The organism is Tolumonas osonensis (genome assembly GCF_014202415.1).
In the GTDB taxonomy this organism is placed as follows: Bacteria; Pseudomonadota; Gammaproteobacteria; order Enterobacterales; family Aeromonadaceae; genus Tolumonas; species Tolumonas osonensis.
In genome coordinates this window covers 39,387-56,752 of sequence record NZ_JACHGR010000002.1, presented here as the reverse complement: position 1 = coordinate 56,752, position 17,366 = coordinate 39,387, and the positions used below count along the sequence as shown (strand labels likewise).

Below are 17,366 nucleotides of genomic sequence, written 5' to 3'. Positions count from 1 at the left end.
ATAAACCAGGAGGAATAAAACATGGCTTCATTTATCAAAACAGTATGTAAAACACCGTCGTACAGCCTTGTGGCATTGGCTTGCTGTTGTCTGGCACCACAGGTTTATGCTGCGGAGGGGATCAGTCCCCTCCAGCCCGGCGCAACTACCGGGGCGCCGGCCGGGGCGCTGCCACCCCCTGGTTTCTATCTCATGATGGATGCCGATTATGAAGGCGGCAAACTTAAAAATAATGAAGGAGACACAGCAACTACACCGGATGGCAAACAGATCGAAGCATCCAATGTCAGTAGTGTCATCGCACTCACCTGGGTAACCGATAAAGAACTGTTCGGTGCGCGTTATGCGGCGGCCATTGCCCAACCCTATAAATGGGCCAGCACCGAATTCACGACGACGGACGGCTCAACCACAGTCGATAGTCAGGGCATAGTCAATACCGCGATCACACCGGTGATCCTTTCCTGGGATCTCAAGAATGGTTATTTCATCTCGACCGGGCTGACCATCTACGCGGATAACGGTGATTTCAGTTACGACTACAACGCGGCAGCCGGTCGTAATGTGAAAAACGCAAAAGCCATCGGCAATGATTACTGGACATTCGAGCCGGCTTTCGCCGTGACGCGCATGGGTGAGCAATGGACATTAACGCTCAATAATATGCTCGACTACAACACGACCAATCACACCACGGATTATCAATCCGGTATGACTTATTACCTCGATGCCAGCGCGACCCGGCGCATCGATCACTTCACCGTGGGTTTGATCGGCAATTACACCAAGCAAATTACGGATGATGAGGTGAACGGTGTCTCGGTCGCCGCTGTGGATGGGTTATCTGGTTCTGGCAACAAGAGCGAACACATTCTTGCCGGCCCTCTCCTCGGCTATGACTTCGGTTCATTTTCGTTAACCAGTCGCCTGCTGGTTTCTCTGCGGGCCAGAAACGACGCGGATGTGTCATTCATCCACCTGGGTATCAGCATGCCGCTTCGCTGACGACCTGCTCCGGATATTCCATTACTAGCAAAACCTGAAGCCGTCGGATTCCGTCGGCTTTGGGATCACTCAACTTATAAAAAGGAGTTTTATATGTCATCACTTGTGATTACGAGTGCTGTTCGTACTGCAATCGGGAAATTCGGTGGCAGTCTTGGCAGTATTCCAGCCACTGAACTAGGTGCTTTGGTGATGCAAGAAGCCATCCGTCGTGCGCAAATATCCGCAGACGATATTAACGAAGTCAATTTCGGCAACGTTTTACAAGCCGGTCTGGGCCAGAATCCGGCACGGCAGGCATTACTGAAAGCCAGCATTCCTGATTCCACACCGGCCACCACCGTCAATATGGTGTGTGGCTCCGGACTGCAAAGTATTATTTACTCCGCGCAAAGTATTGCCGCCGGTAATGCCAATATTGTGCTGGCGGGTGGCATGGAAAATATGTCTGCTGCGCCTTATGTATTGGATAAAGCGCGTTGGGGCTACCGTATGGGCGAGCAAAACGTGAAGGACTGTCTGATTCATGACGGTTTGTTTTGTGCCGTAAACCATTATCACATGGGCATTACGGCAGAAAATGTGGCGCAGAAATACGGTATCAGCAGAAGTGAGCAAGATGAAATAGCCCTGCTCTCTCAGCAACGGGCCCAGGCTGCGATTCAATCACATGCGTTTGAAAAAGAAATTTTGCCCGTTACCCTGCGCAGCAAAAAAGGCGATTCGGTCTTTTCGACGGATGAGTTTGTGCGTCAGGATGCATCAATGGCGCAATTGGCCAAGCTGAATCCTGCTTTTTCTGAAGATGGTACCGTCACCGCCGGGAATGCATCCGGCATCAACGATGGTGCTGCGGCACTTGTGATCATGACGGAAGAACGGGCAAAAGCCTTGGCGGTTCCAATACTTGCCAGAATTCGCAGCTTTGCAACCAGCGGTGTCGATCCGGCCTTGATGGGCATCGGCCCGGTTCCAGCAACACAAATTGCCTTGAAACGAGCCGGTTTATCCATGGCGGATATTGATCTGATCGAAGCCAATGAAGCGTTTGCCTCGCAATTTATCGCGGTTGGGCGTGAGCTCAAGTTCGATTTGGAAAAAACAAACATCAACGGCGGCGCCATTGCACTGGGCCATCCAATCGGCGCTTCCGGCACTCGCATTCTCGTGACGCTGTTACATGCCCTGAGTGCGAAAAACAAAACGCTGGGTCTGGCCACATTGTGTGTCGGTGGCGGTCAGGGCGTCGCGATGATCGTAGAAAGAATTTAAGCATAATCCAGAGTGCTGGTTATACTGTCTTTTGATTTGAATGAGACAGCATAATTAGCATTTCTGTGTTGTAAAAATTTTCTAAATTGCCGCAGAAATAATGGCACACAAGGATTTCTGTTTTTAGCGTCCCAGACCAGTTCCAGATCAAACCAATATTTATCTTCTTTAATATCTAAGAGAACACAATTTTCACTCAACAGATAACTCCGGTGTCTTGGCATTAACAGCACGGCACGATGATTAAATTCAAGATTAAAACAACAGGTTTTCAGGTTCGGATATTCTTTTTCTACACGATAAGGAATTTGGTAGCGGTCGAGAAACTCGGTACTGAATTGGTGCGATAAAACAAAGCTGCCTGGATCGACACGAATGATAGGCCAGTTTTCAACTTCATTTAATGAAACGACTTTTTGTTGCGCCAGCGGATGACGTTTATTTACCGCGACACCGATGGTGTCCGATTGGATATATAAATCTTCAAATAACTCGTTTTCGACAAAATTAGGCCGGATTAAAAAGCCAAAATCATAGCTCAGATCTTCCAGATAACTTAACGCCTCATCCAGCTCACTATCGCGGCAATCAATGACGACCTCCGGAAAATCCACATTAAATTCAGCTAAAAAGTCGACCAGCACCTGCTGAACCGCCTCGCCCAAAAAGGCAATCTTCAGCTTTTTCTTACTCTTACCCGTAAATTTGCTCATCACATCGAGCGAGTTTTCATATTGCAGAATGATCTTTCTGGCTTCATCCAGCAGGAGATGACCACTGCTGGTCAAGTCAACGACATGCGTATCCCGTTTAAATAACTCGGCACCAAAATGCTCTTCCAGGGTTTTCATATGACGACTTAATACAGGCTGTGTAATGTTCATCCTCTGGGCTGCCTTCGTGAAATTCAGCATTTCACAGAGCGTCACGAACTCATATAACAACTGTAGCTTCATATCAAAACCCGATGCGGTGAGAAACGATATGCACTATATCAAAGCAAGAAAAATCAATTTGTGAATGCCTTCAAAGAGAAGCGACAGATTTGGTCATGCCCAAATTGTATAACCAAAAATAAAAAAGGAATTTCCGGCGTAAAAATACCGATGTTACTTTTTCTAAGTCTCGTAATTTTTATTGTCTGGAGAATCAAAATGAAAAGATTAGAAAATAAAGTAATCATTATCACTGGGGGTAACTCAGGCATCGGAAAGGCAACCGCTGAATTATTCTGCCGCGAAGGCGCTAAAGTTATTATTTCCGGCCGAAGAGCCGAGGAAAACCAGAAAGTTGTCGATGAAATTACCGCCAAAGGAGGCGAAATTATTGCCATTCAGGCCGACGTGTCGGTTGCGCAGGAGTGTGAAAAAGTCATTGCCGAAACGATCAAGAAATATGACCGGATCGATGTGTTGGTAAACAATGCGGGCATTGCAGACAAACACATGCCCATTACGGAATGCAGCGAAACCTGGTATGACACCGTGTGTAAAATAGACCAGTATTCTGTCTATTACATGACCAAATACGCACTGAAATATATGGAACACCGTGGTGCCGGCTCAATCGTGAATATATCGTCCATCGGCAGTCAGGGTGTTGCAGGCATCGCCTATAGTGCCGCAAAATCAGCCGTCAATGCCATGACCAAAAACATCGCCTTACAATACGCCTCGACCGCAATCCGCTGTAACGCCGTCGCTCCGGGGCCAACCCCCACCCCCCTGAATACACCGGAACAAATAAAAACCTTCCACGGTGAATTTGCGAGTTTATGTGCTAAACATATCGACGTGACGTTACCTACGGCATCGGCAGAAGACCAAGCGGAAGCCATTCTGTTTTTTGCCAGCGATGCGTCAAAAGCGATCACCGGGCAAATTCTATATGTCGACCACGGTACATCGCTTTATTAATACGAAGCGGTTTGTCTTTTATGCGGATAATCATCAGTGGTGCACTGCATGGCTGATGATTATTCAGAGAACTGATGAGAATGTCGGAATTTGGATAACAGTATGGCTCTTGGCCTGCGCCGTCCAAATTTAAGTTTTTGTTATGCCAAACGCAGATCTTGAATGATTAACGAATTAGCTTTCGTGCGTCTTTAAGCAATAACACCAGTTGTCTTTCTCTCACTGGCGATGAAATAAAGCCAAATCGCTCGTAAAATTTAGATGCCAGTTCATCAATAGGATGAGTCAATAAAGCTCTGATGCCGACTTGCTCCGAAATCATCATGGTGCGTCGGATGGCATCTTGCAGCATACCGATGCCAATCCCTGAGCCTTGGTGCATTTTTGATACCGCCAACCGAGCCAGAATAACGACAGGAATAGGATATTGTCCCATGCCACGGCGAATTCGCTCAGGCGCATCATAGGTTTCTACTTGTCCTACAGTGAGACTAAAATAACCCACAACCACATTGCCTTCGCAAACGACAAAAGTTTTAGCCGAACCGCTGGATTGGGCTTGTCTGGCATGACGTAAAAGCCATTCATTCAGTGCAGGAGTGCCACAATCAAATTGTTCAAGAAGGTGTTTTTCATGTAACACCTCTGGTTTCGAAATAGACATTATTTATCCCAAGGAGCTGTGCGGGAGAAAAGGTCTTGTAACCCCTGATTTTCTTGAGCCGGTTGATCAAGCATATCCAGCAAGTCTTGATATTGTTCACCAGAAACTACGAACAAACGTTGATCAAGTAGCGTCTGTTCAGCAGCATGACATGCACTATCAAGAATGAAATCAGTTAATGATTTGTGCGAAATATCCGCTGCACGACGTAGCACTGCTTCTTGCTCAGGCGTAGCCCGAAGCCCGAGACGAGCAGAACGTGAAGTTCGTGAAACAGAAGATGCAGAGCTGGCCATGATTATCTCAATTAACAAAAAATGAACAACTTAATGTTAGTACAATGAACAAACAAAATCTAGTTTGAAAGGAGCATAACTTCGTTTTATGCGGTGGCACGTAGTGCCATCCGACATTAAAATTTGTTAGACGCTTTTGCTTTTGACTTGTCAGTTTGGCCGATTGAAAAATAGCGCAGGACTGATTTTGAAACGATCGCATAACGCCTGAATATGGTCTTTAGAAAGTTTTCGTGTGCCACCGAGGATCATCGAGACCATGCTTTTACCACCAATTTCATTTTTAAAATCATCGGTTTTTAAATCGTATTGATCCATTAGTATTCGCAATACCGCTGCGCTGCTGTCCAGCGCTGCCACCTTGCGATTGAACTCGGCAAATTCAGGTGCATTATTTTCCCAGCGTTCAATTGACGCAGAAAGTAACTCAATGAGCGGCTCATAGAGATCGTATTCTTCAATTAGCTCCTCCATAAAGGAGAGGGCTTGTTCGTATTCTTCATTGTTGCTGATGTGAACAAGGAAACTGGCATTGGAGAATAATGACCGGGCCTGTTCTTTCACTTGTAAGAAGCTCATTGTTCAGACTCCTTAGCGTATTTTTTGCAAAGTTTATCGTATTCAGCATGCGTCACGATGTGTTTGACGTACATGCGGTTATCTCGGAACTCAATGAAAGCGATCATGCGCAGGTTATTGCCACCGATGTCAATTACCCACCATTTTTTCTTGTATTTGAAGTTATCAAGGCTTGGGAAAACAGCTTTTAACTCAAGTGGGTCGTCAAAGTTACCATTTCGCAGCACTTTATAAGCAGCTTCAATGGCGGTTGCATCGTTAGGATAAAGTTTAACCGCATCATTAAACGGCTTTCTGGAAATTACATGCACAAGCAGATCTCATAAGTTCACTATATGTAAACTTTAGCAGTAATTTGTTATGTTCACAAGTGGTGAATTTCTTTAGTCTAACAATTCATTAAACGGATATATTCCGTATAACCCGTCTGTTTCAGGCACAATAAAGGAAATTGTATTGTCAAAACTACTACCTTGCCCCTTAATCTACAGTAGAGATTTGCTTGAACTTATGGTGTCAAATGTGACAGCAAAATAAAAGCCCCATGTGAGACTTTATTCCTCTCCCACAAATGAATTCAACCAGCCCTCGATTCATATTGCTTATCTTCAGACAATAATTGACGGTATAACAACCAGCCGGACAAAACGCCGACGCCAATCAACACATACCAGAGTATTTCCGGCGGCTTAGTGCCGACATTGCCCAGCATCCGGCCGACCACAATATTGCTCAGCAAAGCCACGCAACCGCCAAAACTGGCGTAAAAGCCGTAATAGCAGCCGAGTTGTCCGTCGCCGGCATAATGCGGTAGCCGAACAGAAAACAGCGGATAACAGAGAATCGAACCGAAAGAAAACAGCACCGCCTGTAACGTTACCGCCATCACTGGCATTTCCGCTAAATAGAGCATCGTCACATAGCTGCCACCCATGCAGACAAGACCGATTCCGATCGCGCGCGGAGTGCCTAGCTTCGTTTTTACCCAATGCGTTACAGACAACTGCAACACCACGCCAATCAGTGCGGTGATGACAAATACCGAACTGAGCAGGCTGGCGGGTTGATGTGCACTCTGGATATAGGCCGGGATCGCCAGATAGAGTTGATGGAACAGGATGGGGTATGCTGCCGCACACAGGGTAAAACGCAAAAACGGACGGTTCAGCCAGATCGAATGCCATTGCGTCAGCACGCTGATGGGCGCTGATTTGCTGGCTAACACCGCTTTGGGCAGATAACGCCACTGCAATACGGTCAGCAGTAAAAAAATGCTGCCGGAGATGCACCCTGTCGCCGCATAGCTCAGGTTCGTCAGCCATAAACCCGCCAGCGGCCCCAGCAACATGCCGGCTTCACTCGCCAGATTATGTAACGCAAACGCCTGATGCCTTTGTTCGGCGTCTCGACACTCCGCGGCCAGATAAGCCTGTGCACAGGGCGTAAACAACGCCCCGGCAAAGCCGGTCAGGAATGCCGCCACAATCAGCACCGGCACCGAATCGGCCCAGCCGAGCAAGGCAAAACCAAATGCACGGATCAGGCAGCCGCCAAGGATCGCCGGACGGTAGCCAAGCCGATCACCCAGCGTTCCGCCCAGCAAAAACAACCCTTGCTGGCTGAATACCCGTATTCCCAGGATCAGGCCCGTGATCCAACCGGTTAGGCCCAGCGTGCTACCCAGATGATGCGCCAGATAAGGCAACATCATGTAGAAGCCCAGATTGAACGCAAGGCCATTGGTCACTAACAGCCGCGCCGCAGGGCTTAAACTACACCAGCTATTAATCACTGATTTGAGTGGTATCGCTAATTTGAATGAGAGCATCGGTCAGGCTATCTGGCCGGCTCGTCTGACTGTGCGGATATAAGGTAACCCGTCACGGTCATGATAAAGTTCGACAGGTACCTGATAGAGTCGGGAAATCAGCGCGGCATCCAGTACTTCCCTGGGATGACCAAAAGCCTGTAGCTGCCCGTCGGCCAACACGATCAACTGATCTGCAAACTGCGCCGCCAGATTCAAATCGTGTAATACCACGAGAGTGACCCAATCATTCGCGCGGGTTTTGGCATGCAGATGTTCCATTAATTGCATTTGATGTTGCAGATCGAGCGCACTGACCGGCTCATCCAGCATCATCATTTTCGGCTCACGCAGTAACACCTGCGCAAACAACACCATCTGGCGTTGTCCGCCACTCAGGGAATTCATCGGACGATCGGCCAGATGCGTAATGCCCAAATCAGCCAATGCTGCAAGTGCAGCCCGTAGATCTTCATCGGATAAACGTAGTTTCAGCCGCTCCAGCCGGCCAAGCACCACCACTTCCAGAACGCTGAGTTCCAGATCAGATTGTGTGTTCTGCGGCATATAACCAAATAGCTGGCGCCACTGTGTTATTGGCATTTCCGCGCGACTTTTTTGGTTAAATCGAAGATCGCCACTCTGTAACGGCAATTCGCCAAACAAGGTGCGCAGCAGACTGGTTTTGCCAGTGCCGTTCGGGCCGATGATGACATGCAACTGTCCGGGCTTCAGTTGCAAACTGAGATCCCTCACTAATGGCTGCGAGCCAATCGTCACCGATAGTTGATGCAATTCAAGCATGTCTGCGCCCTCGCCCCAGAATCAACCAGATGAAAAACGGGACACCGATAATCGCCGTGACAATCCCTATCGGAAATAACGCGCCGGGAATAATGGATTTTGAAATGACCGACGAAACCGACAGCAGCAACGCGCCACACAGTGCCGATAACGGGATCAGATAGCGCTGATCTTCACCAATCAGCATCCGACCGATATGCGGAGCAACCAAACCGACAAAACCGATAACACCGACAAAACTGATCGCCGTGGAGGTCATCAGTGCAACCAGCACCAATGTTTTTATCCGCAACCGATTGATATTCACCCCCAGACTGAGGGCTCTTGCCTCCCCTAAACGTAAACACGTCAGCTTCCAGGCATCACGATATAAAAGCACCGCACACACCAGTGTCACGACGGCCGTAATGAGCAACGAATCCCATGTGGTGCGCATCAAGCTACCAAACAGCCAGAAGACAATCTGTTGGTTTAACTCCGGTGACGAAATGAACTGCAGCAGTGACAACAGCGACTGAAACAGGAACAGTAATGCAATACCAGCCAAGATGATGGTCTGGCTGTTGATGCGACGCATCAGCGCAAGACCAAACAACAAACTGGCCGCCAGCATACTGAAAATAAAGGCACCGGCAGGAATTGCCAGCAGCGAGACAATACCGAACGAACTGCTGGTCACTAAAGCCAATGCCGCGCCAAATCCGGCAGCCGCAGCCAGCCCCAGTGTAAAAGGGCTCGCCAGCGGGTTATCCAGCAAGGTTTGCATTTGCACACCGCCTAACCCCAACGCAGCGCCGACAACCAGCGCCATCAAAGCTATCGGCAGACGCATTTCATACACAATGGTTTTGGTCATTGGCTCGGCGGTGCCCGGCTGAAAAAGCGCATGTACAACATCCGAAACCGGCAACAAGGAAGGACCGGTGGCAATATCGAACAAAATACTGCACGCGATCAGGACAATAAAAATCATCAAAAACTGCCACCGGCGCGCCTCTCGCTGACGCTGCCGAACTACTACTGCCTCATGTGCAGCTGCATTTAACATGAAAAAACCCCGTAGATCTGAATTTCTGTAACGGATGAGATGACGCAGTATATACCTTGATGATGATATTGATAATGGTTACCATTATTAAAGTTGAACGAAAAAGGAATGTTATGAACTGGTTAGGTCGTTACACAAAATTCACGGCTATCGTACTACTGGCTTTGACTACCAAGATCGCCATGGCAAAACAGGTAGAAATAGAAGATGTTCTGGGGCGAAAAGTAACTATTGATGCTCCGGCAAAACGGGTATTGCTCGGCTTTTATATTGAAGATTATTTTGCGATCGGCGGTGAAAAATCCTTTGATCGGCTCGCCGGTATTTCCAGCGGATGGTTTATGAAATCCCGTCCGGCCATTTGGGATATGTATGTGGCCAGCAAACCGCAACTGGCGCAGATCCCGAATGTTGGTAACGTCCAGGATCAAACTTTCTCGATGGAAAAAGTCTTAGCCAGCAAACCGGATGTCGTCGTTCTGGCTGACTGGCAATACAAAGCGCTTGGCTCAGAATTAGCTCGTCTGGAACAGGCCAAAATCCCGATGGTGGTCATTGATTACAACGCGCAGACGCTGGAACGTCACTTGGCCAGCACTCGCATTCTCGGTCAGGTTACCGGAGAAAATGAACGGGCAAATAAAATTGCTCATGCCTATGAGCACGTTATTCATACCATCACCGAACGGATCACAGCCGCCAATCTTCCCAAACCGCGCATTTATATCGAACTCGGTGATAAAGGCCCGGCAGAATACAGCTACACCTACGGCAAAAATATGTGGGGCGCGATGGCGGAGCTGGCCGGTGGCAATAACGTAGCCGCCCCCTTCGTCGAAAGCTGGGGAACCATTCATCCGGAGCAATTACTGGCCAGCAAACCTGAAGTGATTCTGATTGCCGGGTATGAAAGTGTGGTCAGCCCAACGGCGATGCAGGTTGGTCAGGACATCACCGTAGCTAATGTGCAACAACGCTTGCAGGGCTTTATTCAGCGTGCCGGCTGGTCTGACTTGCCTGCAGTGAAGAATCAGCGGGTCTATGCGGTTTATCATGGCGCAACCCGTAGCATCATGGATGCCGCGCTGATTCAGTATGTCGCCAAGACACTCTATCCGGATTTATTCCAGGATCTGGATCCGCAAGCAACCTATCTGAAGTTTTACGAACAATACCTGCCGATCCGTCCGCATGGCACTTTTATGCTGGGCGTGAAGGATAATCTGTAACTCTCCAATTCATGCTCCGTTCAGTCATGATGAGCGGAGCATGAACCACTTAACCCACCAGATCATCACTCATTAATGTATCGCGGTACATCTGTGGTGTTACCTGATAGGTCTGCCGGAAAACCTTGCAGAAATAACTGGTCTGCGAATAACCCAGATTTTTCGCAATACTGGCAATTGACCAGTCGCTGTGCTGCAGCATTTGTTTGGCATTAATCATCCGCTGCTGATTCAGATAGGCGTTAAAACCAATTCCCTGATATTTTTTGAATAATTTACTGAAGTAATACGGGCTGAGATATACATGCGCGGCAACATCTTCCAGTCTCAGATCTTCAGAGAAATGCGTATCAATGTAACGCAACGCTTTTTTGATCTTGTTGTCGTGGGGCTGCTGAATCCGGTTTTTCGACGCAACCGGTGTCTCTTTGGCATCATTAATAACAATAAAATTCAGATTCTTTTTAATACAGTTATCGACAATGAGTTTTAACAGGTCGGCAGAGGCCATCACCTTTGAATAATCCACCAGAGGAATATTCTGATATTCCTGCATCAGTTCCTGATCTGCCTGCCATTGCTGATCAACCTGCTGGATGTTTTCCAGCGACAGATCATTAATGACCCTCACCTGTCCGCACAGCACAAAGCCCACCAGATGGCCGGTGATCACGAGCGGAATGGAAAAATCGGTCAGTCCGGCATGACAACGGTAGATGCAGGGTTTATTGCCTTTGGAAGCTTCTAATCCGCCACATCGATCACTCATCCGGCAGCGGGAGTAATGCTCCGGATCCTGCCGCATTTTCTGACAGAACGAGGTGAAATTAAAACGCTCCGAGATCTCTTCGCCATGGATATTTACGATAACGACAGCAAGACTGGTGGCATTAGCAAAATCCAGGGCAATTTTGTTGATCAGCTCGGAATCTAATGAACTTGCAGAAGTCATGAAAAAGCTCTCAGCTTGTTTTTCTAAAGGGAAAGATGAGTAGCATCTCATCCGTGTGTATACAAAAACACCGGCAGGATTACCTGAGATTCACTCTAATCTCAAAATTTCAGAGGTAGTTTCTATCATGGTTCGAATTTTATAACGGTGATCTGATTGGCAATAATTATAAAAATCAGGCAACTCGTTGATAGAGTTGCCTGAAAGCCTTAAAAATACAGATTCAAACGAAGTGATATCAGATCGTCGGCGTGTCTGTTTCTGTGGCAGTATCTGTGTTTACACTACAGACATTACACGGCAGGTTTTTCCCGATCAGGAAGCGATAACCGGCCGCCCCCAGACAGGCTCCAACTACCGGAGCCAGGACAGGAACCAGGAAATAAGGGATATCCCGGGCACCTGTCAGCGCGACATTGCCCCAGCCTGCGAAAAAGGTGAACAATTTAGGACCAAAATCACGGGCAGGGTTCATGGCGAATCCGGTTAACGGCGCTGTCGCCGCACCGATTACCGCCACAAGCACCCCAATCAGCAACGGTGCCAGCGGACCTTTCGGAACACCGTTGCCATCATCGGTCAGCGCCATGATCAGACACATCAGCACCGACGTGATCACGATTTCGACCAGTGATGCCTGGAGTACGGATATGGACGGATATGGATAGGTACTGAAAATACTGGCCAGATACAGGCTATCCACGCTCCCCCGCACCAATTGATGCGCCTGTTCGTAATCAGCGAACAGATTATGATACAAGCCGTAGGTTAATGCCGCTCCGCAGAAGGCGCCGGCAACCTGAGAAATGATATAGGGAACAACTTTGCTGCGATCAAAGCAGGCAAACAGCCAAAGCGCGATCGTCACCGCCGGGTTAAGATGCGCGCCAGATACCGCAGCGGTCAAATAAACAGCCAGCGCGATCCCCAGCCCCCATACAATACAGATCTCCCATAACCCAAAACTTGCACCAGCCAGTTTCACTGCACATAAACAACTGGCACCAAAAAAGATAAACAAACCGGTTCCGAGAAACTCGGCCACACATTGCGCTCTCAATGAATCATTCATAACAGTCCCTTTCCGTAGCCTAAGATGGTCGTCATGGGGGTCGTGGTACAGCGCGCGACAAGCCATGATTTATGCCAGATAAATATATAGAGGCACCGGAGGAAATAATTGTTGTGTTGGTTCAGGCGGAAGGTAAAAAATCGTTGAGGGATATTAAAATATTGTTCTTTTTCAGAAGTAATATTTTCCTTTTTCTAATAAAGACATCTGGTTATGACGAATTGGGCGATATGACTTTTTTGTCTTTTTCATCTGCAAATATTGCTATGGGCATCGCATTTTTATTACCTTATATGTTCTCCTGTTCTTTTCCTTGAAAATATTGCCAGTTTTTCCTTATTTTTGGTCATTATTTCCGGGCTTCAAAACTCTCGCGAATAACACATCTCAATATAATTTGTCATCTTGTTTTTTTTGAAGTTGCAAATGCATTTTCTAAAAAATTCATATTGTCATATCCCGCCAAACCCAGGCCATTACTGTGCTTTTCGTTATATGCACAGCAATTTTTTTATATGACAGCTTAATTTTTTCCTTATTTAAGAATTCAAGACAGCCATTCTTTTTTATCGCTTCTTCGTATAGTCGTTTTGCAGCTCTCCCAGAAATTAAGTCGAGGTATCACATGCAACAAGAAGCGTTAGGTATGGTCGAAACCCGTGGATTAACCGCGGCGATTGAAGCCGCAGACACCATGGTCAAGTCCGCCAATGTCATGTTGGTGGGTTACGAAAAAATTGGTTCCGGTCTGGTGACCGTGATCGTTCGGGGCGATGTCGGTGCCGTAAAAGCAGCGACAGACGCAGGTGCCTCAGCCGCCGCGAATGTCGGTGAAGTGGTTGCGACGCACGTTATTCCACGCCCTCACACTGATGTTGAAAAAATTCTGCCAAAAGGAATTAGCCAATGAGTCAGGACAACCTGGTCGAACAAATCATGGCCCAGGTGATGGCGAAAGTCAGCGATCAAACTGCGGCCAAGACTCCGCAAACAACACAACGAGGCACAACAATGGCTGAAAAATCCTGCAGCTTAACTGAATTCGTGGGCACCGCAATCGGCGACACCATCGGACTGGTTATCGCAAACGTTGATCAACAACTGCTCGACGCAATGAAACTGGAAAAACGTTATCGCTCCATCGGTATTCTCGGTGCCCGCACCGGTGCTGGCCCTCATATCATGGCGGCCGATGAAGCAGTCAAAGGTACCAATACCGAAGTGGTCAGCATCGAACTGCCACGCGACACCAAAGGCGGCGCCGGTCACGGTTCTCTGATCGTTTTCGGTGGCGAAGACGTGTCTGACGTGAAACGCGCGGTGGAAGTCGCCCTGAAAGAACTGGATCGCACCTTTGGTGATGTCTATGCCAACGACGCGGGCCATATCGAACTGCAATACAGTGCCCGTGCCAGTTATGCGCTGGAAAAAGCCTTCGGAGCCCCACTCGGCAAAGCCTGCGGCGTGATCGTCGGAGCCCCCGCTTCTGTCGGTGTGCTGATGGCCGATACCGCGGTGAAATCCGCCAATGTCGATGTCGTGGCTTACAGCTCTCCGGCTCATGGCACCAGCTTCAGTAACGAAGTCATTCTGATCGTCTCCGGTGATTCAGGTGCGGTACGTCAGGCAGTGATTTCTGCCCGTGAAATCGGTAAGACCTTACTCGGCGCGCTGGGTGATGAACCGACCAATACCCGCCCTTCCTACATCTGAGCACGTGAGTGAGGTTCTTTCATGAGATCGAAAAGATTTGAGGCACTGGCAAAACGTCCGGTTAACCAGGACGGCTTTGTCAAAGAGTGGATCGAAGAAGGCTTCATCGCCATGGAAAGCCCGAACGACCCGAAACCATCCATCAAGATCGTGAATGGTGAAGTCGTTGAGCTGGATAGCAAACCCAAAGCCCAGTTTGATCTGATTGACCATTTCATCGCCCGCTACGGTATCAATCTGAAACGTGCGGAAGAAGTCATGGCCATGGACTCCAAAAAACTGGCGAACATGCTGTGTGATCCGAACGTATCACGCAAAGACATCATCCCGCTCACTACCGCGATGACGCCGGCCAAAATCGTGGAAGTCATGACCCACATGAACGTAGTGGAAATGATGATGGCGATGCAGAAAATGCGCGCCCGCCGCACCCCATCCCAGCAGGCTCACGTCACCAACGTGCGTGATAACCCGGTGCAGATCGCTGCTGATGCAGCCGAAGGTGCTTTCCGTGGTTTTGACGAACAGGAAACTACCGTTGCGGTAGCCCGTTACGCGCCATTCAACGCCATCGCGCTGCTGGTAGGTTCACAGGTTGGCCGCCCTGGCGTACTGACCCAATGCTCGCTGGAAGAAGCCACCGAACTGAAACTGGGGATGCTGGGTCATACCTGCTACGCAGAAACCATTTCTGTGTACGGCACTGAACCTGTCTTCACCGACGGTGACGATACGCCTTGGTCGAAAGGCTTCCTCGCTTCCTCTTACGCTTCCCGCGGTCTGAAAATGCGTTTCACCTCCGGCTCCGGTTCTGAAGTGCAGATGGGCTATGCCGAAGGCAAATCCATGCTGTATCTGGAAGCACGTTGCATCTACATCACCAAAGCGGCGGGTGTACAGGGTCTGCAAAACGGTTCTGTCAGCTGCATCGGCGTTCCTTCTGCCGTGCCGTCTGGTATCCGTGCCGTGCTGGCTGAAAACCTGATCTGCTCTTCCATCGATTTGGAATGTGCGTCCAGTAACGACCAGACCTTCACCCACTCCGATATGCGTCGTACCGCACGTCTGCTGATGCAGTTCCTGCCGGGTACTGACTTCATTTCGTCCGGTTATTCCGCCGTGCCGAACTACGACAACATGTTCGCGGGTTCCAACGAAGATGCCGAAGACTTTGACGATTACAACGTCATTCAGCGCGACCTGAAAGTAGACGGTGGTCTGCGTCCGGTGCGTGAAGAAGACGTGGTTGCAGTGCGTAACAAGGCAGCACGCGCCCTGCAGGCAGTGTTTGCCGGTATGGGCTTACCTGCGATCACCGATGAAGAAGTCACAGCGGCAACCTATGCACACGGCTCGAAAGACATGCCGGAGCGCAACATCGTTGAAGATCTGAAAGCGGCGCAGGAAATCATTGAGCGTAACCGCACCGGTCTGGAAGTAGTGAAAGCGCTGGCGCAAGGCGGCTTTGCCGATGTCGCGCAGGACATGCTCAACATCCAGAAAGCCAAGATCTCCGGCGACTACCTGCATACCTCCGCCATTATCGTCGGTGACAACCAGGTGCTGTCTGCGGTGAACGATGTCAATGACTATGCCGGTCCGGGCACAGGTTACCGTCTGGAAGGCGAACGCTGGGAAGAAATCAAAAACATCCCGAATGCGCTTGACCCTAACGAATTGGGATAAGGAAGACGTGTCATGGTTGATATTAACGAAAAGCTATTACGTCAGATCATCGAAGAAGTGCTGCAAGGCATGCAGACACAGGACAAAAGCGTCTCCTTTAAGCAAACCGCTGCGGCGCCTGTTTCCGGTGAATGCTTTCTGAAAGAAGTGGGTGAAGCCAAACCCGGTACCAGCCGCGATGAAGTGGTGATTGCTGTCGGCCCTGCTTTCGGTCTGTCTCAGACCACCAACATTGTGGGTGTGCCGCATAAAAACATTCTGCGCGAAGTGATCGCCGGCATCGAAGAAGAAGGTCTGAAAGCGCGGGTGATCCGCAGTTTCAAATCTTCCGACGTCGCGTTTGTTGCGGTGGAAGGTAACCGTCTGAGCGGTTCCGGTATCTCGATTGGCATTCAGTCCAAAGGTACCACCGTGATCCATCAACGTGGTTTACCGCCATTGTCCAACCTGGAGCTGTTCCCGCAGGCACCGCTGATCACGCTGGAAACCTACCGCCAGATCGGCAAGAACGCGGCGAAATATGCCAAGGGTGAATCACCACAACCCGTGCCAACACTGAACGATCAGATGGCGCGTCCGAAATATCAGGCCAAATCAGCGGTACTGCATATCAAGGAAACCAAACACGTGGTGATCGGTAAGAACGCGCAGGAATTACAGATCGCACTTTAATAAAGGAAAACACAATGAATTCAGAAGCTATTGAATCCATGGTTCGTGATGTGTTGAGCAAGATGAACAGCCTGCAAGGTGCGTCACCTGTGGTTTCAGCGCCAGCTGCGGCCTCGAAAAGCGGTGCTACGGTGCACGATTATCCATTAGCGAATAAACATCCTGACTGGGTAAAAACGGCAACCAACAAAACACTGGAAGACATCACGCTGGACAACGTGCTGAACGGCAAGGTTGCACCGCAGGATATGCGTATCACTCCTGAGATTTTACGCATTCAGGCCGACATTGCCCGCAGCGCGGGTCGTGAACTGCTGGCGCTCAATTTTGAACGTGCAGCAGAACTGACCGCGGTACCGGATGAGCGTGTGCTGGAGATCTATAACGCACTGCGCCCTTACCGTTCTTCCAAAGACGAGTTGATGACGATCGCCAGTGAACTGGAACAGAAATATAACGCAAAAATCTGTGCCGGATTCGTGCGCGAAGCTGCCGAGCTCTACCTGTCGCGGAAGAAACTCAAAGGCGATGACTAAATATCTTTAGCATGCTTATACCCTAACCAATTGAAATTGCAGGTAGGCGGCAAGTGAATGAGACCCCATGAGCATAGATAAACTATGTGATTGGGGCGAAGAACGCAGCCAACGC

20 protein-coding genes are annotated in these 17,366 nt (G+C 49.0%); 10 read left to right on the top strand and 10 right to left on the bottom strand.

Annotation, left to right across the window (positions count from 1 at the left end):
* Positions 1-21 precede the first annotated feature (21 nt).
* Complete coding sequence (locus HNR75_RS02650) at positions 22-1,005, top strand: SphA family protein (RefSeq protein WP_188025485.1); 984 nt, start codon at positions 22-24, stop codon at positions 1,003-1,005.
* 93 nt (positions 1,006-1,098) lie between these two features.
* The gene (locus HNR75_RS02645; RefSeq protein WP_188025484.1) at positions 1,099-2,277 is read left to right on the top strand and encodes an acetyl-CoA C-acetyltransferase; all 1,179 of its coding nucleotides are present in this window, start codon (positions 1,099-1,101) and stop codon (positions 2,275-2,277) included.
* Here the strand turns inward: HNR75_RS02645 and HNR75_RS02640 are convergent.
* Entirely contained in the window at positions 2,274-3,233 is a 960-nt protein-coding gene (locus HNR75_RS02640) for a LysR family transcriptional regulator (protein WP_188025483.1), read from the bottom strand. The genes HNR75_RS02645 and HNR75_RS02640 overlap by 4 nt on opposite strands.
* Positions 3,234-3,431: 198 nt before the next feature.
* Here HNR75_RS02640 and HNR75_RS02635 point away from each other — a divergent pair, with 198 nt between their 5' ends.
* On the top strand, positions 3,432-4,193 hold the full coding sequence (locus HNR75_RS02635; protein ID WP_188025482.1) for an SDR family NAD(P)-dependent oxidoreductase: 762 nt from the start codon (positions 3,432-3,434) through the stop codon (positions 4,191-4,193).
* 166 nt (positions 4,194-4,359) lie between these two features.
* Here the strand turns inward: HNR75_RS02635 and HNR75_RS02630 are convergent, their stop codons facing one another.
* The 7 genes from HNR75_RS02630 to HNR75_RS02600 form a co-directional block, all read right to left on the bottom strand.
* Entirely contained in the window at positions 4,360-4,857 is a 498-nt protein-coding gene (locus HNR75_RS02630) for a GNAT family N-acetyltransferase (protein WP_188025481.1), read from the bottom strand.
* Entirely contained in the window at positions 4,857-5,153 is a 297-nt protein-coding gene (locus HNR75_RS02625; protein WP_188025480.1) for a type II toxin-antitoxin system TacA family antitoxin, read from the bottom strand. Before HNR75_RS02625 ends, HNR75_RS02630 begins: the two co-directional genes overlap by 1 nt.
* A 150-nt stretch (positions 5,154-5,303) precedes the next feature.
* The gene (locus HNR75_RS02620) at positions 5,304-5,732 is read right to left on the bottom strand and encodes a helix-turn-helix domain-containing protein (protein WP_188025479.1); all 429 of its coding nucleotides are present in this window, start codon (positions 5,730-5,732) and stop codon (positions 5,304-5,306) included.
* Complete coding sequence (locus HNR75_RS02615; RefSeq protein ID WP_188025478.1) at positions 5,729-6,043, bottom strand: type II toxin-antitoxin system HigB family toxin; 315 nt, start codon at positions 6,041-6,043, stop codon at positions 5,729-5,731. Before HNR75_RS02615 ends, HNR75_RS02620 begins: the two co-directional genes overlap by 4 nt.
* Positions 6,044-6,309: 266 nt before the next feature.
* Complete coding sequence (locus tag HNR75_RS02610; RefSeq protein WP_343043236.1) at positions 6,310-7,479, bottom strand: MFS transporter; 1,170 nt, start codon at positions 7,477-7,479, stop codon at positions 6,310-6,312.
* An 84-nt stretch (positions 7,480-7,563) separates the two neighbouring features.
* Entirely contained in the window at positions 7,564-8,343 is a 780-nt protein-coding gene (locus HNR75_RS02605; protein WP_188025476.1) for an ABC transporter ATP-binding protein, read from the bottom strand.
* Entirely contained in the window at positions 8,336-9,391 is a 1,056-nt protein-coding gene (locus HNR75_RS02600; RefSeq protein ID WP_188025475.1) for a FecCD family ABC transporter permease, read from the bottom strand. Before HNR75_RS02600 ends, HNR75_RS02605 begins: the two co-directional genes overlap by 8 nt.
* Positions 9,392-9,504: 113 nt before the next feature.
* Between HNR75_RS02600 and HNR75_RS02595 the strand changes: the two genes are divergently transcribed.
* Positions 9,505-10,620 carry an ABC transporter substrate-binding protein gene (locus HNR75_RS02595; RefSeq protein WP_188025474.1) on the top strand — a complete coding sequence of 372 codons (1,116 nt, stop codon included), beginning with the start codon at positions 9,505-9,507 and terminating at the stop codon, positions 10,618-10,620.
* 49 nt (positions 10,621-10,669) lie between these two features.
* Here the strand turns inward: HNR75_RS02595 and pocR are convergent, their stop codons facing one another.
* Both pocR and HNR75_RS02585 read right to left on the bottom strand, forming a co-directional pair.
* Positions 10,670-11,572 carry a transcriptional regulator PocR gene (gene pocR / locus HNR75_RS02590; RefSeq protein WP_188025473.1) on the bottom strand — a complete coding sequence of 301 codons (903 nt, stop codon included), beginning with the start codon at positions 11,570-11,572 and terminating at the stop codon, positions 10,670-10,672.
* Positions 11,573-11,810: 238 nt separating this feature from the next.
* The gene (locus HNR75_RS02585; RefSeq protein WP_188025472.1) at positions 11,811-12,644 is read right to left on the bottom strand and encodes an MIP/aquaporin family protein; all 834 of its coding nucleotides are present in this window, start codon (positions 12,642-12,644) and stop codon (positions 11,811-11,813) included.
* 71 nt (positions 12,645-12,715) lie between these two features.
* On the opposite strand from HNR75_RS02585, the gene HNR75_RS02580 reads away from it, so the two are divergent.
* The 6 genes from HNR75_RS02580 to pduE all read left to right on the top strand — a co-directional run bounded on the left by HNR75_RS02580 (position 12,716) and on the right by pduE (position 17,251).
* Positions 12,716-12,961 (top strand): hypothetical protein, encoded by a 246-nt coding sequence (locus HNR75_RS02580; protein WP_188025471.1) that lies wholly within the window; start codon positions 12,716-12,718, stop codon positions 12,959-12,961.
* Between the two features lie 308 nt (positions 12,962-13,269).
* On the top strand, positions 13,270-13,554 hold the full coding sequence (gene pduA / locus HNR75_RS02575) for a propanediol utilization microcompartment protein PduA (protein ID WP_188025470.1): 285 nt from the start codon (positions 13,270-13,272) through the stop codon (positions 13,552-13,554).
* Positions 13,551-14,357: a propanediol utilization microcompartment protein PduB gene (gene pduB, locus HNR75_RS02570; RefSeq protein WP_188025469.1), complete on the top strand. Its 807-nt coding sequence runs from the start codon at positions 13,551-13,553 to the stop codon at positions 14,355-14,357. The genes pduA and pduB overlap by 4 nt, the downstream gene beginning before the upstream one ends.
* 21 nt (positions 14,358-14,378) lie before the next feature.
* Positions 14,379-16,043 carry a propanediol dehydratase large subunit PduC gene (gene pduC, locus HNR75_RS02565; protein ID WP_188025468.1) on the top strand — a complete coding sequence of 555 codons (1,665 nt, stop codon included), beginning with the start codon at positions 14,379-14,381 and terminating at the stop codon, positions 16,041-16,043.
* 12 nt (positions 16,044-16,055) lie between these two features.
* Entirely contained in the window at positions 16,056-16,715 is a 660-nt protein-coding gene (locus HNR75_RS02560) for a propanediol/glycerol family dehydratase medium subunit (RefSeq protein ID WP_188025467.1), read from the top strand.
* Positions 16,716-16,729: 14 nt separating this feature from the next.
* Positions 16,730-17,251: a propanediol dehydratase small subunit PduE gene (pduE, locus tag HNR75_RS02555; protein ID WP_188025466.1), complete on the top strand. Its 522-nt coding sequence runs from the start codon at positions 16,730-16,732 to the stop codon at positions 17,249-17,251.
* Positions 17,252-17,366: the final 115 nt, after the last annotated feature.